We start from the raw sequence: 25,731 nt of genomic DNA, 5'->3' as shown, positions 1-25,731 counted from the left end.
GCACTGATTTATTTATCCCATTTGGTTATTAATGCTTCTGTATCCTTCATTAACGTTTCATAGGCTTCGCTTGAGATTTCATTCTTTTCTTTTACGTGGTCTAATAATGCTTTAAAACTTGTTAAATGTTTGATAACCTTTTGGGAGGCTTCTTTTTCTTCAAATTGAATGACTGTTTGTACATGCAGAAGGAGCGAACGTGCTGCTTTTTCGGAGGTGATTTTATCGTTCTCCTGCATCGTTTGAATCTGTGCCTGTAAGTCCTTTGCCGATTCCGTATTTGGCTCTGGGATGGCTTTACTTATCACTTCTGCAATCATCGTATTATCAATGGTACCTACTAGCTGTTCTGATAACGGTCCATAGGCATAGACAGGAACATCTACTGCAGTATGGCCAGTTGTCGTCCAGCCAATAAGTGCGCGCTCGCTAATGATATGTGCAATGGCAGCAGCTGTATCCTTGCTCTCGCGAATGGATTGTTTTTCTTGTTCCTTTAGATCTGTGATGCCAACGAATTCAGCCATGACTTCTTCCATATTGGAATAGTCCTTGTTCAATTGTTTGCTGATAAATTCCGGCGATCTGTTTACTTGGCTAATAACGTCTTTCTCAAATCCATAAACACCATTTGCACCAATGGACATGCCGCCAGTTTCGTGATCTGCGGAGACAATGACAAGTGTGTTTTTATCCTTTTTAGCGTAATCGAGTGCAGCTGCGACAGCTTGATCAAAGGCGATGGTTTCGTGAATATTGGTTGCTGGATAATTGGCATGGCCTGCATGATCAATTCGGCCACCTTCTACCATCAGGAAAAATCCATTATCATTTTTCTCCAGATTATCCAATGCCTTCGTAGTCATCAATTCAAGACTTGGTTCCTCTGTTAAATCTCTGTCCAACTCATAGGTCATATGGCTGTTATTGAAAAGCCCAAGCATCTTCTCTGCGTCCGTATTTTCTAATGCAGCTTCATTTTCAATCAGTTTATAGCCTTTTTCATTTGCAGCTTGGAGTAGATTTTTTCCATCTTCTCGTTTGCCGCCTTCCTCTTTTGGAAGGAAATGTCTTTTCCCACCGCCAAGTAACACGTCAATGTCGTGATCAATTAGCATTTGCTCGGCAATACTATTTTCCTCATCACGGCTTCCGATATGGGAAGCAAATGCAGCTGGAGTTGCATGGGTGATGCGTGCAGTAGTTACCAGGCCGGTGGACATTCCTTTTTTCTCTGCGGCTTCTAGGACTGTTTCTACATCAAAGTGTTCCTCATCTTCGTGGTGTTCTTCGTTCTCAGGAGCCATTCCCAATACGCCATTATCAGTTTTATGTGCTGCTGAGAAAGCGGTAGCTGCTGCGGCGGAATCAGTTACCGTATTGTCATGTGAGAACGTCCTGGCATAGCCAACATTTGTAAACTGATCCATAGCTAACTCAGTTGCACCATAACCTTCCCCTTGAAAGTAGGCTGCCGCAGATACTTGCGTTTGCCCCATTCCATCCCCGATGAGCAGGATCACATTTTTGGCATTGTTTTCTGACTCGATGGTATGTAGATTTTCTTTTGCTGAACTGGAACTTACCATCCCAAGGGCAGCTGATGTACATAATGCCCCAGCTAGTGTAATTCCAACTAGCTTTTTCACATGCTTCTTCATTTCAATCCCTCCGATTATTGTTTTTTCTTTCACTTTCAACGTTAACAAGGGATTGTTAAAGCTATATTGATTTATCGTTAATAAGCTGTAAATTCAGTAAAATCATACTTTATGCCTAACAAGCAATTTGTCGAATAAAGGCAGTCTGAATAGATGGATTGCGTCTTTTCATAAGCTGTATTTTTGGTGTTTTTGAGATTGGTAGTTAATAAGTTCTACTGAAAATCATTCTAAATATAAGCATTCTGACTCTTTTATCATGTGAAAAGTTCCTATATTATAACATTATAATGTTATACCCTATTAAAAAATGTAATGACCATTTGTGAATGAATAGGAGTGTAACAAAAAATAACAAATTGGAGGCTGATTTATTTTGGAATTGCGTTCAGTAAAGATGAATCCGATTTACGTGATCATTGGCGGGTTTATAATGTTAGCGCTTACGTTGGGTTTTAGCATGAATGTTTCTGCCCATGGTTATGTCGATGGCCCGAGCAGTAGAGCTGTGTTATGTCAAGAAGGTGTTAATAAAGATTGTGGAGCAGTAGTGTATGAGCCACAAAGTATTGAAGGACCGGGAGACTTCCCGAATGCTGGCGTTCCTGATGGACAAATTGCTAGTGGTGGAGGCGTTTTTCCTGAGCTGGACGAGCAGGGTGAAGATCGTTGGGCAAAGGTTGGTATGTCAAGTGGTGCTTACACGTTTAGTTGGACACTAACCGCTGCACATGCGACAGAAAAATGGGATTACTATATTACAAAAGAAGATTGGGATCCGAATTCGCCGTTAAAGCGTTCTGATTTAGAGCTGTTTTGCTCGATTGATGATGGTGGCAAACGTCCAGATTTTCAGGTAGAGCATGATTGTGTCATACCTGACCGTTCTGGATACCATGTTATCCTAGCTTATTGGGAAGTTGCTGATACAGCAAATGCTTTTTACCAGGTGATTGATGCGAACTTTGATGGCGACTTTGTTGAACCAGGTGAGCCTGAGGAACCAGAAGAGCCGGAAGAGCCTAATGCACCAGCTTGGGATGCTAACAGTGTGTATTTAAGTGGTGACGAGGTAACCTATGATGGTAAAGTTTACCGCGCACAATGGTGGACACAGGGTGATACACCAGGAGAATCCAATGTATGGGCACTCGTTGGTGAAGGAGAAAGCGGTGGCGATGAAGGGGATGGAGAAGATCCAGCCGCGCCCGCTTGGAATGCGAGTTTAGTATATACAAAAGGTGATTTAATTATCTATGACGGAAAAGTCTATGAAGCGCTTTGGTGGACACAGGGGGAAACACCGGGAGATGCGAGTGTTTGGGTGCTGCGATAACTTAGCGTAATATGATCGGACGAGCGATTCTCGAAAAATAGTCGAGAGTCGCTCTGTTTTTTTGTCTTATGATACATGGTTATTCGTGAACAGACAGTTTTGGTATAATACGAATAAGTAGTTTTTATCGAAACAATCATACATATGATAAAAAAATGAGAGGGGGGATGAAGGATGCGTCGTTGGAGTGATCACATGATACAACTGCATGAAAGTATTCATTCGGAACAAGATAAAGTAAAAGAGCATTATCATGAAACCTATCAAATTCTATATGTCATGGAGGATGAAGGGGAAATTACGATGGATGGCAAGAAACATCTGCTAACTCGAGATCAAGTTGCTTTTATTCGGCCCTATTCCAAGCACTCTATTTTGGCACATAGTAAGCTTGCTATATTGGTGTTGGAATTTCATCCGACTGTTTTGGAATCCGCTATCCACCAGAAGCTGTTGCATGATTATTTGCATGACTCACAATTGATTGTGGTAAGTGAATTCGAAGCAATGGGGATCCGGCAGCTTTTGCGTAAAATGCTTTATCAGCAATCATTAGATCATGCTTTTCAACGAATGGGATTGGAAGTCTATCTATTAGAAATCTTGTATTTGCTTTGTAATGCATTACAAGAATCGATTATTACCGATGCGAATACATTACGGGCAGAAAAACTTAAGAAATATATTGATACCAATTATTTTAATGTGATGAATGCAGGAGATATCTCTTCTCGACTTGGTTATAGTATCCGGCATGTGAACACGATTTTTAAAGAGCAATACAATATGACGCCATTACAATATCTCACAGAAGTTCGAATTGAAGCCGCGAAAAAGTTGTTGTTGGAAACAAATAATGATATTATCTCCATTTGCTTTGAAGTAGGCTTTGAGTCACTTTCCACCTTTTATCGAACGTTTAACCGTTACACACATATTTCACCAAAAAAATATCGAACCTCCTATAACCATAATGATACGTGATGCCATGTGTCATTATGGTTTTTATTTTCCTTCTTTCTTTTTTCATTTCCGAAATTGATAATCTATCACTTGTTGTTATAAGAAAACGCATTCAAATTGAAATAACATAGGGCTAAGAAGATGAATGAGGGAGATGAAGGAATGGCGAAACAACATATCGGCGTCATCATGAATGGGGTAACTGGAAGGATGGGCACCAATCAGCATTTGATTCGTTCCATCGTTGCAATAAGGGAAGAAGGTGGGATCCCACTGCAGAATGGGGATTATCTTATGCCAGATCCTATTTTAGTTGGCAGACGTCCACATCGACTGCAGGAGCTTGCGGAGCAATACGGATTGTCGCGTTGGACGACAAATCTCGATGAAGCATTGGCAGATGAATATAATGAAATATATTTTGATGCACAAACGACCAACCGACGGGCAGCAGGTATTAAACAGGCTATCGCAGCTGGAAAACATATATATTGCGAGAAACCAACAGCGGAAAGCACAGAGGAAGCATTAGAGCTTGTGCAGCTAGCCAAGCAAGCAGGTGTCAAAAATGGTGTCGTCCAGGATAAATTATTTTTACCTGGTTTATTAAAGCTGAAACGACTGATTGACTCAGGCTTTTTTGGGGATATTTATTCTGTTCGGATGGAATTTGGCTATTGGGTATTTGAAGGAGATTGGCAAACATGTCAGCGGCCATCCTGGAATTATAAAAAAGAAGAGGGCGGCGGAATTATTGTCGATATGTTTGCCCATTGGCGTTATGTGATCAAGCATTTATTCGGCGATATTAAAGCAGTTTCCTGCCTAGGTGCAACCCATATCCCGGAACGTGTGGATGAAAACGGAGATGCTTATCAGGCAACAGCAGATGATGCTGCATATGGAACCTTTGAATTGGAAAATGGTGTTATTGTGCAAGCCAACTCCTCTTGGACCGTACGTGTGAACAGAGAAGATTTACTCACGATTCAGGTAGATGGCAAGGAAGGTAGTGCTGTTGCTGGATTACGTGATTGCAAGATTCAGCATCGTGTCAATACCCCGAAACCAGTTTGGAATCCGGATGTTCCGAATCCATTTGATTTTCAATCCCAATGGCAGGAGGTTCCGGCAAATACGGAATTTGACAATGCATTTAAGGTGCAATGGGAAATGTTTTTAAAGCATGTGGCTGAAGATACTGCATATGATTTGGATTTATTGGAAGGTGCGAAGGGAACGCAATTATCCGAGCTGGCTTTACAATCTTGGCAGGAGCGGCGCTGGATTGACGTACCGGAATTAAAAGGATAGGGGGAGCTTATATTGGCAAATCAGTTAAAGCTTCCGCAGCGGGGTGGGGCATTATATACACATTCATTAACAGGGCAGTCGTTGCCGGATGTGACCTATCGACCATTTACGAAGCGGATTGCGTTTTCGGCAGCACATGTGGTTGCGGATCCATTTCAAGGACAGGATCCGCTTAATCATAGTGTCATAGATTGGGAGGCGACCCTTCAATACCGTCATTATTTATGGAGCCAAGGATTGGGAGTTGCCGAGGCGATGGATACGGCACAACGTGGTATGGGGCTAAATTGGGAGACCGCGAAGGAACTAATCTCCAAATCAGTTGCTGAAGCCAAAACAGTCGGTGGCAGAATTGCTTGTGGGGCTGGAACCGATCATTTATCTCCAAACGCACCTATGCAACTTGAGGATGTTGTGGAAGCTTACCGGACGCAATGTTCCTATATTGAAGGTGTGGGTGGACAGATTATCCTGATGGCAAGCCGCGCATTGGCAGCATGTGTAACTTCCCCGGATGATTATGTTTATGTGTACGGAAAAATATTGCAGGAAGTATCGCAGCCCGTGATTTTACATTGGCTTGGAGATATGTTCGATCCCGCATTAACTGGCTATTGGGGACATGAAGATATTGACCAGGCGATGGCAGTATGTTTACGTATTATTCGCGAAAATGAGAAGAAAATTGACGGCATAAAAATTTCCTTACTCGATAAACAACGGGAAATAGAAATGCGACGCCTTTTACCAGAAACGGTCAACATGTATACGGGGGATGATTTCAATTATCCCGATTTGATTCAAGGGGATGAGCAGGGCTATAGCCACGCATTGCTTGGCATTTTTGATGCAATTGCTCCGGCTGCAGCTGCGGCATTGCAAGCATTAGACCAGGGGGATATGAAGACATATCGAACATTGCTTGATAAAACGGTCCCGATAGCGAGGCATATTTTCCAGGCACCCACCTATGCGTATAAAACAGGAATTGTATTCATGGCCTATTTAAATGGACATCAATCCCATTTTCGCATGGTTGGTGGTGCGGAAGGCTGGCGTTCTATCATTCATTTATCGGAATTATTTGTGCTGGCAGATCAAGCAGGTTTGCTTGTCGACCAGGAGCTAGCGGTAAAACGAATGAAATCGGTACTGGCATTAGCCGGAGTGGAATCATAAAGGAAGGAAGTGTTGGCATGTCAAAAGCGTCACCATCACTACAACAAATCAGTCATAACCAAATAACGACTGAAAACTGGAGCTTAAAAGAAGCCATTGAAGGCTGTGCACGTGCGGATATTCAGTGGATTGCTCCGTGGCGTCACAAGGTGCATGAACTGGGCCTCAAGGAAAGCAAGCGAATGATTCGGGATGCAGGCCTGCAGGTTTCCAGCCTATGTCGGGGTGGTATGTTTCCAGCAAGCACTACAGCAAAACGTCAGGAAAATTTAGATGATAATAAATTAGCTGTCGAGGAAGCTGCAGAGCTTGGTGCAGATGTTTTGGTGCTCGTCTGTGGTGCGGCTCCAGATAAAGATATCGATACATCAAGGAAATGGGTGGAGGAAGGTATTGAAAAATTAGCCCCATTTGCCGCATCACATGGTGTCAAATTAGGGATTGAGCCACTTCACCCCATGTATGCTGCTGATCGGTCAGTAATTGTCACCCTTAATCAAGCAAATACCATTGCTGAAAAATTTAGCCCGGATCAGGTTGGTGTCATTGTAGACGTATTCCATGTGTGGTGGGACCCGCATTTGTATCAGGAAATCGAACGAGCAGCTGGAAATATCCTCGGTTTTCATGTGTCGGATTGGATTGTACCCGTACCAGATTTATTTAAAGGACGTGGCATGATGGGGGATGGGGTCATTGAAATCCGTCGCATCCGTCAAGCGGTGGAAAAGGCTGGCTATCACGGACCAATTGAGGTGGAAATTATAAATCAATCGATTTGGGATCAGCCGGGCGATGATGTGCTTGCTACAATCAAAGACCGCTTTTTGAAACATGTATAATGCTAGGGCAGCATGGTTCGTTTATGATGATGGTATGATAATATATATCAACCTGTACATGTGAGAAAACAGGACGCAGATTCAGGCATAACAGGAGGCAATAACATGGTTAATGGACTTTTTATCATGAGCGGGCAGTTTATCGATCTCGTTTATCCCCCGGAGGTACAACAAGAAATAAAACGTTTGGTCCATATTTACCGTCCCCCGTTAACGACGAAGGATATCCAGGAAAATCCAACGATTCTGGAGCAAGCGGACGTCATTTTTTCGGGGTGGGGTGGTCCAAAGATGGATGCAGCATTTCTGGAAGCAGCCCCTCGGCTCGAGACGATGTTTTATGCAGCGGGAACGATCAAGTCGATTGTGACAGATGCAAGCTGGGAGCGGGGAATTACAATTACAACTGCTGCTGATGCAAATGCAGTGCCCGTTGCGGAATATACGCTTTCGCAGATTTTATTTACCTTAAAGGATGGCTGGAAATTCGTCCGTAACATCCGAAAAGAACAGATTTACCCAGCAAAACCATTTACACATCTTCCCGGAGCTTTTGGAAGTACAGTCGGACTAATTTCGTTAAGCACAGTTGGTCGTAAGGTTGCCAAATTATTACAGGCATTTGATTTGAACGTGCTAGCTTATGACCCATTTGCTCGTGAGGAGGATGCAGCTGCATTAGGAGTGCAGCTCGTTACATTGGAAGAGATTTTTAAACAATCAGATGTCGTTTCCTTGCATACCCCTTTGCTGCCAGAAACGGTGGGAATGATTAAAGGCGAATATTTCGCTGCCATGAAACCTCATGCTTCTTTTATTAATACGGCAAGGGGAGCGATTGTTTGTGAATCAGAAATGGTGGAACAATTACAACAACGCCCGGATATTACCGCTATATTGGATGTGACCAATCCGGAGCCACCTGAGACAGGTTCCTTGTTATATAGCTTGCCAAATGTGGTATTGACTCCGCATTTAGCTGGCAGTGAAGGAAAGGAATGTGGGCGCTTGGGGACGTATATGCTGGAGGAATTGAAACGGTATATCGCAAATGAACCATTGCAATGGGCAGTCAATCGAAAACAGTTTGAATCCATGGCATAAAATTATGGAGGCTAAGCCTTCGATAAAAGGACAGAAGGGAGGAGTTGGATGTTTCGCATTGGATTATGTTCGGTTACATTCCGACACTTGACGGTTGAAGAGGTTATTGCAGTCAGTCAGGATGCACGTATACAAGGAATAGAATGGGGCGGAGATATTCACGTGCCACACGGAGCGGTCGATGAAGCGGCAGCGGTAGCGGAAAAGACGCATGCTGCAGGATTAGAAGTAGCTGCATATGGCTCCTATTACCGATTGGGCCATGAACAGGAACCGGGGCAATTTGAAGCAATTTTACAAACAGCCAAAGCGTTACAAGCACCTTCTATTCGCGTCTGGGCTGGAATATACGGATCACAGGATATAGATCAACAGGGGCGCGCACAAGTGGTGGCGGATGCATGTCGCATTGCGGACAAGGCTGATGAACACGACATGGCGATTCATTTGGAATATCATCGTAATACATTAACAGATACACCAGAAAGTACAGTACAGCTGCTTACTGAAATCAATCATCCCAATGTATCTACCTACTGGCAACCTGCCGTTGGGGAAACGGTTGAGCACCGATTGGAGAGCATTCGGATGGTCAAGCCTTGGCTGAGAAATATTCATGTCTTGCATTGGAATGTGGCAGATCGACTTGCCTTTTCGGAAGGAACAGCGGATTGGGAAAAATATCTCCAAGCACTGCAGTCCACTGAACAGGATCGTTATTTACTCATGGAGTTTGTTAAGGATGATGATGTAAAACAGCTGCAGACAGATGTACAGTCTTTACGTAGTCTGCTTGATGAGAGCTTGGAACGGAAGTCATTTTAAAACGATAAGGAGGGTTGAAATGGTACATATCGCAAAGGATCCAGTAGCACATATCAAAAATAATCCACTCCAAACGAAGCGCGATTTACAAACATTGATGCAAGACATGGCCACCCCATTGACAACCTATTTTAGTCCGGATAAGGCCTATTTAGATTTAGGACATACACAGGCACACTACAGTCCACAGGTAATTGGCTATGAAGCGTTTTCCAGGCTATTATGGGGCCTTGCTCCATTAATCGCTGGTGGTGGTTCAGTCGATGTTTGGGAGGATTTCATTACTGGTTTGAAAAACGGAACCAATCCAAATCATCCGGAATTTTGGGGCTATCCACGGGACTATGATCAAAAAACGGTTGAAACAGCTGCCATTGGATTAACCATCGCTTTATGCAGTCCCGACCTATTGGCCTCTTTTTCAACTGAGGAAAAGGAAAACTTACATCAGTGGATTCGTGTCGTCAATGAAAAAAAGACACCAGATAATAATTGGAATTTATTCAAGGTGCTGGTCAATCTAGGCTTGGCCAAAGCAGGTATGGAAGATAATCAGGCTGCTAATGAGCGGGCCTTTGAACGAATTGAAACGTATTATTTAGGTGATGGCTGGTATGCGGATGGACAAACGGAGCAAAAGGATTATTATGTATCCTTCGCTATCCATTTTTATTGCTTAATCTATGCAAAAATGAAGGAGAAGGATGATCCGGAACGTTCTGCATTATTTAAAGAACGAGCCAGTCAATTTGCCAAGGATTTCATTTACTGGTTTGGTGCGGATGGTTCCTCTATTCCATTTGGAAGAAGCTTAACGTATCGATTTGCGCAAACTGCCTTTTGGAGTGCACTTGCATTTGCGGAGGTCGAAGCATTTCCATGGGGTGTTATCAAAGGAATTGTGTTGCGTCATTTACGTTGGTGGATGCAGCAGCCCATATTTACGTCAGATGGAATTTTAACGATTGGCTATGCATATCCCAATTTAATCATGTCGGAAAACTATAATGCGCCGGGCTCACCATACTGGGCGCTGAAATCATTTCTTGTCCTGGCATTGGCAGATGACCATCCTTTTTGGCAGGCGAAGGAACAGCCTTTACCTGATTTAGAACAAACGAAGGTATTGACACATGCAAATATGATCATGCGGCGCGATGCAGCAGGTGAACATGTTTACGCGTTAACATCTGGTCAATATGCGGGCTTTGAACCTGCTCATACAGCGGAAAAGTATGCTAAATTCGCGTATTCGAATCAATTTGGATTTAGTGTCGCAAAGGAAACATATGGATTGCGACATGGTTCATTTGATTCCACACTTGCACTATCGGAAAGGGATAATCATTATCGGGTTCGTCGTCAATGCGAGCAAGTCCAAATAACAGAACATGCCATCTATAGCCTTTGGAGGCCATGGAAAGACGTACAAATAGAAACCTGGCTTATCCCAGTGAATGGCTGGGATATTCGTATCCACCATATCGAAACAGACCGGGAGCTACATGGTGCAGAAGGTGGATTTTCTGTACCGGTTGCAGACCCTTATGCTGGCAACATGAAGCCAGATCAATCCTTTACCAAAACCAAATTTGGAGCCAGTGGCATGATCGACTTATGTCAAAATCGGAGCCTTAAAAGGGTTCGTTCTTCTCCAAACACAAATTTGCTTTATGCGAATGTTTGTGAGATCCCAACCCTTGTTGGAGATATTCCAAAAGGAAAACATTGGCTGGCAGCAGCCGTTTATGCTGCCACTAATCAGCAAGCATTTGAGGAAATATGGGCTACCAAGCCTTCCTTACAAATCCGGTCACAAGCCTTTCACATTACTTGTGGCGGAAAAGAATTTCAAATTCAAAAATAATAATGAAGAGATTGTCTCTCCAGTTGGGGAGACAATTTTTTTCTAAGTGCTTTATTAGATGGCATTTATAAATAAAAAAATAATTTCCGATTGTGGGAATATTTTCTCAATACAATAAGAAAGCGCTTTAATTTCCGATTATGATAGAAGAAATCATCTATTTGGGAGCAGAACGGAAGTGAAGCAGCACGGTTATAGCGGAAAGTGAGGAAACGTTCCATTCTACCGAATAACGTATATGGAGGGTGAAAGATGAAGAAACGACTGCTAATCCTATTTTGTATTTTGTTAATGATGTTAAGTGCTTGTAGTGGCAAAAGCAAGGCCGAGGAAGATTTGGATAATTTAAATGAATCTGGTATGCCAATCGTTAAAGAACCGATTGAATTGGATATTTTTGCAAGACAGGCATTAGTTTCTAATGACAACTGGAATGACGTGCTTGTATTTAATACGTACAGAGATCTGACCAATATCGATGTCAACTTTAAGATGGTTCCAGATAATGTCATTACCGAAAAATTGAATTTAACGCTTGGTGGCGGGGACTTGCCAGATGCATTTCACTCTATCTTTCTGTCTAATAGTGACATGATGAAATATGGTAAGCAGGGTGTGTTTCTTCCATTGAATGATTTAATCGATGAGTATGCACCGAATTTCAAGAAGATTCTTGAAGAGAATCCTGTCATTGAAAAACAAATTACCTTTCCAGATGGAAATATATATGGATTCCCAAAAATTACGGATCCGGAGTTTTTCTCTTACCGAACAAAGGAAAAACCGTGGATTAATGAAAAATGGTTAGAGGCATTAGATATGGATATGCCGGAAACGACAGAAGACTTCTATCAATATTTATTGGCTGTTAAGGATGGCGATCCAAATGGAAATGGCAAAGCTGATGAAGTGCCATATGGTGGTAGAGAAATCGATCCATTATTTAATTATTTATCTGGTGCATTTGGTATTAAAACAAAAGGAACATCCAATGCCAATATTGATTTAGACCCGGAAACGAATGAATTACGTTTCTATCCGATTTCCGATTCTTACAAAGATTTGTTAATATATTTAAATAAGCTTTACAGTGAAGGCTTGATTGCTAAAAACATTTTTTCCATCACAGATGAACAATACCGAGCGAATACAGCAGAAGGCATGTATGGCAGTACGGTCTTTTTTAACCCGGAAATATCAGTTGGTGGCGAAAAAGTAAAAGAATTAACCAGTATGCCAATGCTTGAAGGGCCGAATGGAGATAAACAATTTGTTACCCTTTCTCCTGAGGCAGATAATAAGAGTGCATTTATCATTACAAATGAAAATGAAAACCCTGCCGCAACGGTCAGATGGATTGACTATTTTTATGGTGAAGAAGGCATGAAGCTGTTTTTCCTCGGAGTAGAGGGGGAAACATATGAAATAAATGATGATGGTGAAGCAGTGTATATGGATCATATTGTAAATAGTTCTGAGGGTAAAACAATGGCACAGGAGCAATCCAAGTACCTCACCTATCAGGGAGGCGGACTCCCATCTGTGACAACGGAGAAATATTTCCAAGGGACAGCGGAGAGTTCTGAAAAGGCAATTGAAGCAGCTGAAAAGCTAAGACCAGATGTGATTGAAGATCCATGGCCACCATTTATTTATAAGGAAGAGGAAATGGATAAGTTAACGACATTTGGCTCTGATATCGATAAATATGTCCTGGAAATGCGAGACAAATTTATTGCTGGAGAAACCTCTTTCGATGAGTGGGATCATTATGTACAAACATTAGAAAAAATGAATCTAGACGAATATCTAGAGATTAAACAAGCAGCTTTAGATCGATTTGAGGAATAAACAGATTGGAGCGACAACATGAAAATACACTTTTTAGGAACAGCAGCGGCAGAGGGGATACCAAATCCCCACTGCACCTGTTCTGTTTGTGAGGAAACAAGAAAACGCGGCGGCAAGAATATCCGTTCAAGAACGTCGGTCATTTTTGATGATGAGCTGAAGGTGGATGATCCGCCTGATGCTTTTTATCATGCTGTTCGGGATCAAATTAATTTTACAAAGCTAAAGGATTTACTCATTACACACACACATGGGGACCATTTTACCCCACAGGATTTATTAAACCGTATCGAAGGATTTGCCCATGGTGTTAATGCACCGCTGCATGTGTATGGAAATGATCTTGCGGTGCAAGGCTATAGGCAGAACATCCCTCCGGATAAGAACCGATTTGTTTACCATCGTGTATTACCTTTTCAGGAAATAAAGACACAAACTGCAACCATTACACCGTTACTAGCAGACCATGATCCGAACGAAACCTGTTTATTATATTATATTGAAAAGGACGGTAAGCAGATTTTATATGGAAATGATACGGGCTGGTTCCCTGAGGCGACCTGGGAATGGTTGAAAGGAAAGCAGTTGGACCTCGCGATTTTGGATTGCACGGGTGGTTATTATAAAAACAAGCGGAGCCGAAACCATATGTGTATTGAAACGGTTCTGGAAGTGAAAAAAGTCTTCCAGGAAGAACATATCATGAAGGAAAATGGTCGTATCATTGCAACGCATTTCACACATAATGCGGGTTTATTGCATGAGGGATTTGTAGAAGCATTTGAACCATACCAAATTGAAGTGGCATATGATGGGATGATTATCAATATATAAAGTTATATGCCTTTAACAAAAATAATCACCGTTGGCAGTGTGTCAGGTGATTATTTTTGTTTGTGAAAAAGAATGAGTTGTTGTTGAAACATAAGTATGACATTATTTAATCTTTGTTGGCTAAACCATTCCAATACAAATCAATAAATTGTGTCACCATATCATGAAAGGATGCGAAGGTGTCTTTAAATTCTTTTTCCAGACCATTCCCAACGGTTAGCATGGACACAAACAGCAAGGCACCTAGACGCGGATTACTTGCGGGGATTTCACCCTTTATCATTGCTTTTTCCAAGGCGTTTTCTAATACGCTATACATATGATCTTCTGCTTCCTTCATCAATTGCAGCTGTTCATTGGAAAGCGATGTTTTGGCCTCTTTCATAAATGAATTAATATTAAAATCAACAGTTGCTTGTAAATGTGCGTTTGCCACTTCAAATAATTGATCCTTTAATGGTTCTTCTGTGGAAAGGATGCCTACTATTTTCTCAGATATCCGAATCATTAAAGCTACCATGGCATCGGTAAATAAATCAGCCTTTGTTTTATAATAATAATAAACAGTCGCTTTTGTGACATTACTATGCTTGGCTACATCGTCCATGGACACCAATGGATATCCTTTTTCTAAAAATAATCCGGTTGCGATTTGTAAAATCATATCTTTTGTGGATATTCCATTTTGTTCCTTACGGGGCCTTCCCAGCGGTCGATGAGAATGTTGCATCGTGCTCACTCCTAAAATCTAGTTCGTATAGGTAGTATATCATAAATAAATTGTCACTTGCTTAATTAACCTTCCAGTATATATAATTATAAAAGGGTTCAAAATGTGGGATGGTTATAATAAATTATCCGCTTTTTGAATAGGTAATCTTATTATCAAAATTCCAACGCTGTCACAGAATGCGTTCGAGAGGATGAGCATATTGAAGGATATATTTAAACAATTGGGCGGTATTTTTGCCAGTCCGAAAACCCGTTGGGCAACGATATTTGTTTGGATTTTATTAATTGGTGTATTTTCGTATATATGGCCCCAGGTCAATGATCGGGAAACAACGGATAATCAATTGCTGCCAGAGGATGCCAATTCAGTCGTTGCAAGCCAAATTAATAATAAAGAATTTGCAAATGATGCAGGCACGCCATTACTGTTGGTTTGGTATCGCGATGGTGGATTGGAAAATGCGGATTATGAAGCCATTCAGGATGTATATACTGTGTTAGAAGAGGAGCCAGTGGATTCGCAAACCTTTATACCACCATTTCAAAATGCACCAGTAGAAGCATTAGCCGGCAGTGCATCAGAGGACGGTTCCGCACTTATTACACCTGTGTTTTTTGATGATACAGCTTCTACGAAAGTATTACAGGCAGCATTGGATGAGCTGGAGGTTAAAATAACGGATCAGCTCGGCAGTGACGTGTTAAAGGATAAACTAGCAGATGATGGCTTACATGTTCGATTCTCCGGACCAGTAGGTATTCAAACAGATGCCGTCTCGCTATTTAGTAATGCAGATATTACCCTGTTAATTACAACCGTAATGATTGTATTCGTTCTACTCATATTACTTTATCGCTCTCCTATTTTGGCAATTGTACCACTTGTTGCAGTGGGGATTGCTTATGGAATTATTAGTCCTTTGCTAGGCTTTTTTGCTGATAAAGGCTGGATTGTTGTGGATGGTCAGGCGATATCGATTATGACGGTTCTCTTATTCGGTGCTGGTACCGACTATTGTTTATTCTTAATTTCACGATATCGGGATGAGCTTCGTCATGAGGAAGATAAATATGTAGCTTTAAAACGTGCCGTGGGTGGTACTGGCGGTGCCATTATGATGAGCTCGATGACAACCGTTTTAGGGTTGCTATCACTGGGATTGGCATATTATGCTTCCTACGATCGTTTCGCAGTACCATTTAGTTTATCGATATTCATCATGGGGATTGCAGCTTTAACATTACTTCCTGCCATTTTAGCTTTGCTGGGAAGAATTGCATTTGTTCCATTTATCCCACGACCAGAAGCGATGATTCAACGTATAGAAAAGAAAAAAGGTAAAAAACTGCGCCGACCAAAACCAAGCCATCGTTTTGGTAAGAAAATCGGTGCGCTTGTAACAGAAAAGCCTTGGACAATTATTGTCGTTACTGTCATCATCCTTGGTGGCTTGGCCTCCTTCGTACCAAAAATGCAATTCACGTATGGCTTATTGGATTCTTTCCCAGAGGATATGCCATCCCGAGAAGGGTTTACGATTATCGCTGACCACTACCCACCTGGAGAAATTGCTCCCATCGAGATTATTGCTGACACAGGTGGCAAGGAAGTTGATTTACAAGCGGTTTTAGCAGAGCATCCGTACGTAGAGAAAATTGCCGATCCGAAAGAAGGAGCAAATGATTCCAATTTGATGCAATGGGAGGTCACTTTGTCCATCGATCCATATGCTTCGGAAGCAGTTGAAAGCATTCCGGAATTGCAAGCTATGACAGAAGATGCATTGAAGGATGCAGGGGTGTCCAATGTAGAAGAAGCTGTTTGGTTAAGTGGTGAAACAGCAACACTTTACGACACAGAGGAAATCACCAGTCGTGATCAAGCGCTCATAATTCCAGTCTTACTGGTCATTATTGCCCTGTTGCTATTTGTATATTTAAAATCGCTTGTAGCAATGACTTACCTATTGGCAACCGTGTTATTATCGTACTTCTCTGCATTGGGAATAGGCTGGCTCGTTCTACATCATTTATTCGGCGTAGCAGAAATTCAAGGATTGATTCCACTTTATGCATTTGTGTTCCTGGTCGTGTTGGGTGAGGATTATAATATTTTCCTTGTTTCGAGCATTTGGCGGAAGCGAAAAGAAATGCCGCTCAAGCAGGCGATTGCCGATAGCGTCGGGGAAACAGGAAGTGTCATTAGCTCTGCAGGACTCATTTTAGCAGGTACATTTTCAGTACTCGCCGTCCTGCCACTGCAGGTGCTCGTCCACTTTGGAACCATTACAGCAATCGGAATTTTGCTCGATACATTTATCGTCCGACCATTGCTTGTACCGGCGATTACAACGGTGCTCGGAAGATTTGCATTTTGGCCAGGCAAGCTATGGAAACTGCAAAATCATGAAAGCTATCAAAGCAAAGCAGAAGAATAAAAATCAAATGAATTAGAGTAGCTGCAGAAGACTGTTCATTCATTGCTGAAGGCAATGGATGGACAGTTTTTTTGCTATATTGGTTTGGAGTAAGTTAAACAGCATTTAAGTTACTCGAAATCATGAATTTTCGAAAATGGAGTAAGATAAACAGCATTTAAGTTACGCGAAATTGTGTAATTTCGAAAATGGAGTAAGATAAACAGCATTTAAGTTACTCGAAATTATGAATTTTCAGAAATGGAGTAAGATAAACGGCTTTTAAGTTATGTGAAATCGTGTATTTTCGGAAATGGAGTAAGATAAACAGCATTTAAGTTACTCGAAAACGTGTTTATTACCGAAGTGGAGTAAGATAATATCTATAGAGGCCCCATTCGAAAAATCTGCTCAAAACGTAAGTATACAGGTCGGAATCCGAACTAACGGATTCGACCTGCATGTCTATTTCTATACTTTCCCAAAAATATGAGAGTGAAATAATTTCCAGAGCGGCTATCGTGGGGGAAGCGCAAAACCCCCCCTGATTATTCGATTAAAGTCTCTATTTGATTGATAAGTGCTTCAATCACGCCTTCTTGATAACCTGCCATCTGTTGCTGACGGACTTTCTCGCTTATTTTCAGCAGACTTGGGTGTGTTAGTTGATCCAATATTTTTAGTCGGCGTTCTGAAATCTTTTCTGTTGATTTTACGTTGGTATATGCCTCAAGATCCATTTGCAATAGCTTTACTTGGTTAGGGTAACGGGCGTACAATCGCTCAGCAATAAGCATTCCTTCAGGATCCAAATCACCTGAATAATAGATTTCTGTTTTCGAGTCTAATCGCTCTAACAATAACCACACCGCATAGCGAAATTGGCCATTGGAACATATCATTGGCAATGTGGGAAACCTATCCAATAAAATAGAATACACACCTGAGTTTTCAATTAAAAATAACTTTTGTTGTAAAGCTGGTTCTATACGGTCCACAGAAAGTAATTGCCGGACTGGAACGTTCCAAGTTTGTTTTGCATCACACGCAGCATCCCATAAAGGTAATGGTTGGTCACCCTGGAACGCACGTAAGCCGTTAACTGCTACAAAATTCATAATATCATCTTTAATAAGATGGAAGCTTGCATATAGTTCATTTTCCTTTTCCGCAGCAGAATAAAGGGAGGTTGCTTGTTCATTTGTGATTACATCCTTTTCCAAGATATTTTCCATTTCATTTTCTTTTTGAAGGATGTCACGTAACATATATTGCAATAATTTTCCCGTTCTTGTATTCGTATCAAAAGCATGTGGATTCCCGGTGACTTGGTGGGCGAACACAGGTAATCTCGTATAGCTTGTTGGTAACCGGGCAATGCTTCGTGCGACAGTTCGAAAAGCGGAAAGACATTCCCTTTCGTTTTCCAGATACCATTCAAAAAAGATTGATTTAGGTTCATTGGCAAAAGCATTTTCAAACCGTTTATCAAATGTACGAACGGCTTTGATAAATGCTTGATGCTGCTGTTGTATTTTTTCCTTGCGGGCTTGATTGGATACGAGTGGTTCACCTAGTACACCTTCGATAACGGCTTCAAATGGAATTTCACCATATACACTCTCGTTATAAATATCGATAAACTTTTTTATGGAAATGCTTTTTTGTTTTTCATATTCCCATTCACCCCAGCTGAAATATCTCAACAGGGGTGTTAAATCCAAACGTTCCAATCGCCTTTTTGGAATCGTACCGGTTAATTTACCATAGGTAGCATATTTTTGCTGCATGACCTGTAAACAAGTGACCATAACAGGCTGTTGTTTAAAGTATTGAACGGCTTCTTTTTTAAGATTTCGCTCCATCATGCATCAACTCCTTAGGCGGAATAATTGTACTCGTTTTTCCGTCCCAGTGGTAGAGCAGAGTAGAAACAGTGTCCGCGTTATTTGGTCTAATTAATTCGTATGTGTTAATACTTGTCACAGTTGGATATTCACCATAAAGCGCTTGGGAATTAATCATGTAATTAAACTCCAGCTGCTCCATCGCCTTGAATAGTTCAGAGATATTTAAGTCGTCGATACCAGCAAAAGCTTCGTCCAACGTAATTAAATAGGGTGCATCTGCGTTAGCATCTTGATAGCGTGAATACATGGCGGTGAACAGCGGCAAATACATCGCGGTTGCTTTTTCGCCACCGCTAAAACGATTGAAACGCGTGTTTGTTAGTTCCACCTTATTTGGAAAACCTTTGGAATAATGCAATTCAAAGCTAAACCATTGACGATAATCCAGAACTTCCTGTAGTACTTGATACAATGATTCATAATCCTCTGATTCATCCCGCTGAATTTTTGCTTGAGCTATTTTTTCTTGGAAGTAATATTTAATTTTCTCAATATCTGCGTCCTTCAAAATGCTTGTATCTTTTAATAACAGCTTCACCAATTCGGAAGTAGATAGCATCTCTTCTGAGTCGGCAGCTTTCGGTTTCCATTTAAGGGATAATGCCAGTCCGGATGAATTATCCTGAGCCAATAATATTTGATTCATTTGATCGACCCAACGTTGCCCTTTTTTGATAAGTGCCCGTAAAATATTTCCGACAGAATGGAAAATAATTTCCTCAAATAATTCTTCATCACTTTTTCGCAGTACCAGATTGACCTCATCGATTTGTTCAAGGAGGGACTGTTGTAAGACGGAAGGACTTCTCCATGCTCCGTCTGTATTGACCTCCATAATCTTCATCTGTTTTGTCATTTCCCAAACTGAAATTTTATCTTGATGTTGATGATGGTCTGTATACTGTAGCCAGTCTGGTGTTTCTAGTGCATCTATTTGGTTTATACGCAAACGATAGTCCAATAGATCCCCCTCATTTTCACGATATGCGGACTCAAAATTAGTATTTAACGTAATCAGGCGTTTATCAACTAATTCCCAATTTGTCGTTAACTGTTTCGCGAATTGTTGTAAATCCTGCTTCGCGGTTTCGTACCGATGTACCTCTGATTCAAAAGTTTCTTTCCAAAGGCCTGCAAATGGTTCGTCAAATTTAAATTTTTCCTGCTCTATTTCTAACGTTTTTTCCTCTGAGGATTGCTCTCTTTGTAGTTCCAATTGCTCGGATTGGAATGTTTTCAGTTGTTCTTTACCTTGTTTCAAGTTACGGATACATGTTTCAATTTTGAGTTTGATTTTTTCAACATCTTGTAGTTTTTGCATTTCCTTATTTGAGGCCAAGCGATTTTCAATATCTTGTACCGTCTGCTCCATCTCTTTATAATCTTGTTCGGCACGCTCCAAATCTTCCTCGATGGATAATAATTGATTGGCAGCCTGCTCCAGGGAACGCTTTACACCCCGCATCCGTTCCAATTCGGTAATCCAATCCTGAAAAGCATCTGTATAATCCGTATGCGCCTGTTCCGCCTCGTGATATGCAATTAGTGTCTTTTCTATATTATCTGTTTTCGTAAGTTGCATCATATCGGCATAACTTGTTCGCTGTTCATTTCTTTTGGATTCGAGATTTTTTTGATGTCTTTCGGCTTCTTCTGATAATATTTGCATCTGTCTTACAGATTGCTCCAGTTGCGTATTCGCAAAGCGTAAATTCTCTTCATCTGGTAATTGCTCTAGAGCAGTTTCTGCAAGCTGTTGTTTGTTTAACAATTCACGCTCTGTTTCTTGCAGTTGATGAAGTTGCTCTGCTAGTTTTTCCTTTTCAGCCATTAATGCTTTAATTTTTTCTTCACGAAATCTGGTGCGGCTTGCTTGTCCTATAAAAGAAGTTAAATATTGTGGGTCTGCCATACCTATGATATTTTCCAAACGATAAGAGCCATCCAATGCTATCACTGGGGCATCTACTGAATCTAATGCAGTTATATTTGCTTCTACCGCAATGGATTGCAATAAACTAGTAATTAAGCGCTCATTGATTTCGGTGTTATTTGCATCCATTGTTAAATAATCTGCTAATGTTTCCTGTAAAAGCAATGGCTTAGGAAGGATTTGGCGATCTGCTTTTAATTGTAATGTTCCGTCTGCAACGAGTGCATCCAACAAACCACTTTCCAGCAGTGCGGCTTCCAGTCGGTTCCGGGTTGTATCATCCACATGGTCCTGGAAATCTATGCAATCATAGAAGGGATGCGCCTGAATACCCGTCTCCTTCAACTGCTCGCGATATGCCTCCGTCGCTTTCGTGCGATAGGGCACAGGATCTTTTTTCGTTTGCCAATCCTCTATATCCCGCTGTACTTCCTCGATATTTTCTTGGGTGATTTTTTGTTCCGCTCGATTTGGAGCTAATTGATTTGCCAACGTTTGTATATACGTATTTTTAGCATCAATTATTGGGTCGAGCATGAACGAGAATCGCGTGACTTCTTCGTACAGCTGTTCCAGGCGGCGTAGTACTTCCTGGAATTCAATTTCCGGTATAGAGAATGGTGCTTGATCACGCCAGCCAATAAGCGCATCGGCAATTCGTTCTTTTTCTTCTGTGAAAATCATTTGCCAATGGCGCTCCTGTTGTCGAGCTGTTTCTACTTTCTCATTGCAGTCACCTAATAATTTATCCAGCTCAAGCATTTCTTTCCGCAGCTCATCCAAACGGCTGAAAATATGCACACAATCCTTGAGATGATTACGATATGTGCGAATATCGCGCTGCCAATACGTATAGTCATATTGATCCGCCAATCTCTCCATGTCTGTGTAATGTTGTTCGTGTCGTTGTTGAAACCCGCTCGATTGTGCATGATCCTGCAATTCGGATAAAAATGCTTCACATTGCTTTTGATGCTCTTGTAAATCAGCTTCATACTGTTCGATTTGTCTGTTATGGTTGTGAAATTGGTCTTGTTTTCTGGTCCATTGCTGTTTCCATTTGTTAGCAGATTGTATTGCCTCCTGAAGCTGTTCTTTTAATTCTTCCCCCTTGGCAACAAGCTGATAGGCTTCGTGCTGCTGCAAATCATTCTTTTCAGATTCCCATATATCCATATTCTGATTGAGATCTGCCATGTTTTGTTGCAGTGCTTTAAACGCTCTATCGATTTCTGCCAGCTTTGTTTGATGCTTTTCAATAGTATCTGCCTCTTGTTGACGTAATTTCTCAGCTTCTTGCCATTTGTGGGCAATAATGGTCAATTTCTCTTGATACAATCGTTCATAGCTTGCATTGATCTTTTCAATTGCTTTTTGTTCACGTTCCAATTGCTCCAAGCGCTGTCGACTTTCATCAATTTGTTCCAGACTGCGAGATACAGGTTGTAAGTCATCCTCCTTTAAGGCAGGAAGGGAGTTGGTTAAGATGGAATAAATAACAGTAGGCCTAAAATCGCGTGACAGCTTTGGGCTTCTTAATTCAATTAGCAATGCCAAGCAATCTTCAAATTGTTGCATTTCTTTAAAGCCAAAGATACGATCATTAACAAATTGCTGATATTCCTTTTGTACTGTCATCACCTTGCCGCCAGTCCCAATGCGATTGATTAATTGTCGTTGAGAAAGTGGCTGTAAATCCTCACCACTTAACTGATCATATAGACTAAAATGTTCGCCAATTCTTCTTCCATCGGTAATACCGAAATACCATTTCTTAAGCCCACTGCCTCGCTTCGCTTGCAGCCCAATACCGATCGTCATGTATCGATCAGCATTCACGCGCTTAAATTCCATAAAAAGATAGCCAGTGCGTTCATTTAATTTAGAGATTTGTTCCTCACCTAGTAAATAATCCTCCATACGCCGGGATTTACTTTTAAATGAGTCTAGTCTGCTTGGTTCTGTACGCCCATCCAGTAATACAGGAAGCAGACTTTGCATGGTAACGGATTTTCCGGAACCATTAGATCCGCGCAGTAGCATTTTTCCATCTGAGAATTCATATATTTGCTCATCATAGTACCAAAAGTTTATTAGGCCAACTCGATTAGCAATCCATTTATTCTGTTCCACAGGTAAACCTCCTTGATGATATTAAAATCAATGCATAACGTGAAGATTCATATCTTTATGACTTTACACTTTCCCAGTTGTCTGTTTAAAATCTTCTGGAAATGTCCCTATTTGCCGTGCAAAGGATGGAGAGATAGATACATTACCGAGATGGTCCTCTTCAAAGAATCCCCATGCTTTTCCGTTTTCCAACATCATGTCCATCAGCTTGTTTAGCGAGCTTTCGCGGTATTCTTTGGACCAGCCAACACGATAGTTATCTATCACTTCACCGATAAGCATTTTCCATTGATTGGCACTTAATTGAATCACGCCATATTCATCATGCTGGAATGATTTTTTTCGGATTAAATCAGCTAGATGCAGTAAAGATTCATCGGCCATTTTCGGAGCAGGAAATAATGTATACTGTCTGAGTCGGTCAGGAATGGTCAGCATGGCGACGTCTTTTGTCAATTCAAAGGTAAACGGAGTATAAGCTTCGATTACACCTTCAATATACTGCTGCTTATTACGAAAATAGTAAAAAAGATGATCATTATCTTTCGTTCTTTGAATAGCGGGTTCCATCAACAAACGTTGAAATGCCTCTAGTCGAACCGTGTCTTCTCTGGAATCTTTGGTTATTTCCGCAAGCTCCTGCCAACCCTTCAGATCTGCCAAATCTTGTGGATAGGATCGCATAAAGTAGCGGCTATAGGTACTGACCTTATATAAAATTTCTGTTTGTCGGTCACTAGCAAAAGCTTCTTGGTCACCTTCAATTACTTCAATTAGATGCTGATTTGTCATCATGTTTAACACACGAACCAAGCTTTTTCGCTGGTTAAAGTTTGTCCAGTCAAGTTCATCAGCTGCGGGATAATGATGTTTAATCTCTTCAATCAATTCTTCTAATAAAAACGGCTCTCCTTCTCCTTTATCTTCGGTAAAAGCCATAGCACAGGCGAATAGTACATAATCCATTTTTTGTGTGAATGATGCAATGCCCATCCACGGTTGTGGGAAATAAGGGATTTTTTCCAAACGGATAAATTTGGCATGGACCCGCAGGCGAAGGCCAAATTGTCGTTCCAGAATTTTTCTTATTTCTTTTTCATTCTTTTTTACCTGGAAGTATTCATCCCGTTGATATTCGCGGATAATCCAAAAGTTTTCGAACAAATAACCGATACAGGTTTGGATTTGTTCCTGTGTCATTGATGTTCACCATCCTTTATTTCGTAATTGATTCACATGCTTTCATTGTTGTATTTCAAATACAACATGTGGCATTGTTAAAATGCCATCCTCTGATTCCAGTTTGATACGTCTTTCCGGATAGATAATTGTTTTCACTTGAAAGCCAAATTCTGTCGATATGGCGCGTTTTTCTTGTTGATAGGTTAAACTGAGCCAACGCAGAAACACTTTTCGAATTGCGATTGGCACAGTCTGATGTATGCCAAGGTCAATTTTTTGATCCTGAATCAGGCCTTTCATTTGATTTTCCAACACAGCTCTTTCTTCCAAAATACCTTCCAGCAGTTCCCGTTTTGCAGTTGATTTGCGCTGGAAACTCGCTGCCTTTGTTCTTGTCCGATAAGCCCGAATTCGTGGCTCTGTTTGATGATGACTAGGAGCAACCTCCCAAAGATCGGAATGCTTATTGCTTGTTTCTAAAGGATCCGCATAAAAATGCTTCGTATGTGCAGCTCCAAACATGATTGCTGAGAGACGGTGCACCTCATCCAACTCTTCACATTGGTAAAACCATTTAGCGAGCTTGATATAGTCTTTCTTTCGACTTTGGTATTGCTGTCTGCGGTCGCTAAAACGTTGAATCATTCGTGTCATCTTACTTATTGCATAAGTTGTTTGTTTGATGAGAGAGCTATATTCGCTGGTTTTATTGTCATCACTAATAAACCACGCGCGGATACTTTGCCAAATACCAAAAAATTCTATTCGCAAACCTTTTTCATCAAAACCGTTTAAGGCAGTGCTTGGAATCTTTTTTTCTTTATCGACTACCAATTGAAAGATAGTTTCCAACCGATCCTCACTGACATTGGTTATTTCTTTTTGAATACGATCGGCTGTATTTTGCATGGTAACAATAAAGTCACGTAAATAAAAAATGAATTTATCCTTGAAAACGAGAAATGCTTCTGTTTGCATGACTGCTTCTGCTTGGTCACTATGCAAATATCCGATATAATCTGATGTATTATTTTTGATATTGGTAAAATGTGTTTGTACATCATCCCAGGTATTCAATAATTTAACTGAATCATTCTCGGATTGGAGTAAAGTAAGGCTATTTAATAGACGTTCAAATGTGTTTTTATCAAGGGAGCCTCTACTTTTTCCAGAGCTGTTTTCTAATTTATCCATCATTTCTTCCAGTGCAATGCTTGTTTCTGTAATTTGATAACGAAAGTGTTTATTTTTATATTCCTGGATTGATTTTGGTTCACTCATTTCTTGGCGAGGCACGATATTTCCCCAAGAGGTAAGCGCATGTAAATCTTGTTCCAACTCTTTTTCAGCGTACTCATTCTGTGCATATAGAGAATGCATATATTCTAGTATATCCTTGCGATATAACAGGTCATTCATTTGACGGTGCTGCTTATAAAAGAAATTCATTATAGCACGATATCGTTCATAATTATCTGCGGCAAGATAGCTTACCTCGGCAACCTTTTCAAAGTTCTTTTGCACGGTGATAGACTCCTTTTTATTAATAAGGTAAAAATCACTTTATGGATACTATCCTTTCATTATAAAGGAATAAGCTAATTTTCCAATGGATTACCACAATTTGAACCCCCATGATATAGTATGA

At 40.9% G+C, this 25,731-nt stretch carries 17 protein-coding genes; 11 read left to right on the top strand and 6 right to left on the bottom strand.

Features of this window, described 5'->3' with window-relative positions; translation table 11 throughout:
- Positions 1-8: 8 nt before the first annotated feature.
- Positions 9-1,661 (bottom strand): alkaline phosphatase, encoded by a 1,653-nt coding sequence (locus DX933_RS04030; protein WP_123315201.1) that lies wholly within the window; start codon positions 1,659-1,661, stop codon positions 9-11.
- Positions 1,662-2,037: 376 nt separating this feature from the next.
- Between DX933_RS04030 and DX933_RS04025 the strand changes: the two genes are divergently transcribed.
- The 10 genes from DX933_RS04025 to DX933_RS03980 all read left to right on the top strand — a co-directional run bounded on the left by DX933_RS04025 (position 2,038) and on the right by DX933_RS03980 (position 13,776).
- Positions 2,038-2,997 (top strand): lytic polysaccharide monooxygenase, encoded by a 960-nt coding sequence (locus DX933_RS04025; RefSeq protein ID WP_223805868.1) that lies wholly within the window; start codon positions 2,038-2,040, stop codon positions 2,995-2,997.
- A 174-nt stretch (positions 2,998-3,171) separates the two neighbouring features.
- Complete coding sequence (locus DX933_RS04020; protein WP_123315200.1) at positions 3,172-3,981, top strand: helix-turn-helix transcriptional regulator; 810 nt, start codon at positions 3,172-3,174, stop codon at positions 3,979-3,981.
- A gap of 141 nt (positions 3,982-4,122) precedes the next feature.
- On the top strand, positions 4,123-5,274 hold the full coding sequence (locus DX933_RS04015) for a Gfo/Idh/MocA family protein (RefSeq protein WP_123315199.1): 1,152 nt from the start codon (positions 4,123-4,125) through the stop codon (positions 5,272-5,274).
- Between the two features lie 12 nt (positions 5,275-5,286).
- On the top strand, positions 5,287-6,453 hold the full coding sequence (locus tag DX933_RS04010; protein ID WP_123315198.1) for a dihydrodipicolinate synthase family protein: 1,167 nt from the start codon (positions 5,287-5,289) through the stop codon (positions 6,451-6,453).
- 17 nt (positions 6,454-6,470) lie between these two features.
- On the top strand, positions 6,471-7,295 hold the full coding sequence (locus DX933_RS04005; RefSeq protein ID WP_123315197.1) for a sugar phosphate isomerase/epimerase family protein: 825 nt from the start codon (positions 6,471-6,473) through the stop codon (positions 7,293-7,295).
- Between the two features lie 105 nt (positions 7,296-7,400).
- Positions 7,401-8,399, top strand: a complete 999-nt coding sequence (locus DX933_RS04000; RefSeq protein WP_123315196.1) for a hydroxyacid dehydrogenase — start codon at positions 7,401-7,403, stop codon at positions 8,397-8,399.
- Between the two features lie 48 nt (positions 8,400-8,447).
- Positions 8,448-9,224 carry a sugar phosphate isomerase/epimerase family protein gene (locus DX933_RS03995; protein WP_123315195.1) on the top strand — a complete coding sequence of 259 codons (777 nt, stop codon included), beginning with the start codon at positions 8,448-8,450 and terminating at the stop codon, positions 9,222-9,224.
- Positions 9,225-9,243: 19 nt separating this feature from the next.
- Complete coding sequence (locus DX933_RS03990) at positions 9,244-11,091, top strand: DUF2264 domain-containing protein (RefSeq protein ID WP_190279408.1); 1,848 nt, start codon at positions 9,244-9,246, stop codon at positions 11,089-11,091.
- A 252-nt stretch (positions 11,092-11,343) separates the two neighbouring features.
- Positions 11,344-12,942, top strand: coding sequence for an extracellular solute-binding protein (locus tag DX933_RS03985; RefSeq protein WP_123315193.1), 1,599 nt, complete (start codon positions 11,344-11,346; stop codon positions 12,940-12,942).
- Between the two features lie 18 nt (positions 12,943-12,960).
- Positions 12,961-13,776, top strand: coding sequence for an MBL fold metallo-hydrolase (locus tag DX933_RS03980; protein ID WP_123315192.1), 816 nt, complete (start codon positions 12,961-12,963; stop codon positions 13,774-13,776).
- A gap of 106 nt (positions 13,777-13,882) precedes the next feature.
- Here the strand turns inward: DX933_RS03980 and DX933_RS03975 are convergent, their stop codons facing one another.
- Complete coding sequence (locus tag DX933_RS03975) at positions 13,883-14,506, bottom strand: TetR/AcrR family transcriptional regulator (protein ID WP_123315191.1); 624 nt, start codon at positions 14,504-14,506, stop codon at positions 13,883-13,885.
- A 199-nt stretch (positions 14,507-14,705) separates the two neighbouring features.
- On the opposite strand from DX933_RS03975, the gene DX933_RS03970 reads away from it, so the two are divergent.
- Positions 14,706-16,946: an MMPL family transporter gene (locus DX933_RS03970; RefSeq protein WP_397315837.1), complete on the top strand. Its 2,241-nt coding sequence runs from the start codon at positions 14,706-14,708 to the stop codon at positions 16,944-16,946.
- Positions 16,947-17,473: 527 nt separating this feature from the next.
- Here DX933_RS03970 and DX933_RS03965 read toward each other — a convergent pair.
- The 4 genes from DX933_RS03965 to DX933_RS03950 form a co-directional block, all read right to left on the bottom strand.
- Entirely contained in the window at positions 17,474-18,790 is a 1,317-nt protein-coding gene (locus tag DX933_RS03965; RefSeq protein ID WP_190279407.1) for a TIGR02679 domain-containing protein, read from the bottom strand.
- The gene (locus DX933_RS03960) at positions 18,774-22,901 is read right to left on the bottom strand and encodes a TIGR02680 family protein (protein WP_123315188.1); all 4,128 of its coding nucleotides are present in this window, start codon (positions 22,899-22,901) and stop codon (positions 18,774-18,776) included. Before DX933_RS03960 ends, DX933_RS03965 begins: the two co-directional genes overlap by 17 nt.
- 63 nt (positions 22,902-22,964) lie before the next feature.
- On the bottom strand, positions 22,965-24,101 hold the full coding sequence (locus tag DX933_RS03955) for a TIGR02678 family protein (protein WP_123315187.1): 1,137 nt from the start codon (positions 24,099-24,101) through the stop codon (positions 22,965-22,967).
- A 42-nt stretch (positions 24,102-24,143) separates the two neighbouring features.
- The gene (locus DX933_RS03950) at positions 24,144-25,607 is read right to left on the bottom strand and encodes a TIGR02677 family protein (protein ID WP_123315186.1); all 1,464 of its coding nucleotides are present in this window, start codon (positions 25,605-25,607) and stop codon (positions 24,144-24,146) included.
- Positions 25,608-25,731 lie beyond the last annotated feature (124 nt).

It is taken from the genome of Ornithinibacillus gellani (assembly GCF_003730295.1).
GTDB lineage: Bacteria > Bacillota > Bacilli > Bacillales > Amphibacillaceae > Ornithinibacillus_A > Ornithinibacillus_A gellani.
This window is presented reverse-complemented; position numbering and strand designations above follow the sequence as displayed.

What these genes read in the sequence shown, in the direction of transcription:
- DX933_RS03990 (WP_190279408.1), top strand. Translation starts at nt 9,244, where the DNA reads ATGGTACATATCGCAAAGGATCCAGTAGCACATATCAAAAATAATCCA.
- DX933_RS03965 (WP_190279407.1), bottom strand. Translation starts at nt 18,790, where the DNA reads ATGGAGCGAAATCTTAAAAAAGAAGCCGTTCAATACTTTAAACAACAG.
- DX933_RS03975 (WP_123315191.1), bottom strand. Translation starts at nt 14,506, where the DNA reads ATGCAACATTCTCATCGACCGCTGGGAAGGCCCCGTAAGGAACAAAAT.
- DX933_RS03980 (WP_123315192.1), top strand. Translation starts at nt 12,961, where the DNA reads ATGAAAATACACTTTTTAGGAACAGCAGCGGCAGAGGGGATACCAAAT.
- DX933_RS04020 (WP_123315200.1), top strand. Translation starts at nt 3,172, where the DNA reads ATGCGTCGTTGGAGTGATCACATGATACAACTGCATGAAAGTATTCAT.
- DX933_RS03985 (WP_123315193.1), top strand. Translation starts at nt 11,344, where the DNA reads ATGAAGAAACGACTGCTAATCCTATTTTGTATTTTGTTAATGATGTTA.
- DX933_RS04030 (WP_123315201.1), bottom strand. Translation starts at nt 1,661, where the DNA reads ATGAAGAAGCATGTGAAAAAGCTAGTTGGAATTACACTAGCTGGGGCA.
- DX933_RS04000 (WP_123315196.1), top strand. Translation starts at nt 7,401, where the DNA reads ATGGTTAATGGACTTTTTATCATGAGCGGGCAGTTTATCGATCTCGTT.
- DX933_RS04015 (WP_123315199.1), top strand. Translation starts at nt 4,123, where the DNA reads ATGGCGAAACAACATATCGGCGTCATCATGAATGGGGTAACTGGAAGG.
- DX933_RS03995 (WP_123315195.1), top strand. Translation starts at nt 8,448, where the DNA reads ATGTTTCGCATTGGATTATGTTCGGTTACATTCCGACACTTGACGGTT.
- DX933_RS04005 (WP_123315197.1), top strand. Translation starts at nt 6,471, where the DNA reads ATGTCAAAAGCGTCACCATCACTACAACAAATCAGTCATAACCAAATA.
- DX933_RS03955 (WP_123315187.1), bottom strand. Translation starts at nt 24,101, where the DNA reads ATGACACAGGAACAAATCCAAACCTGTATCGGTTATTTGTTCGAAAAC.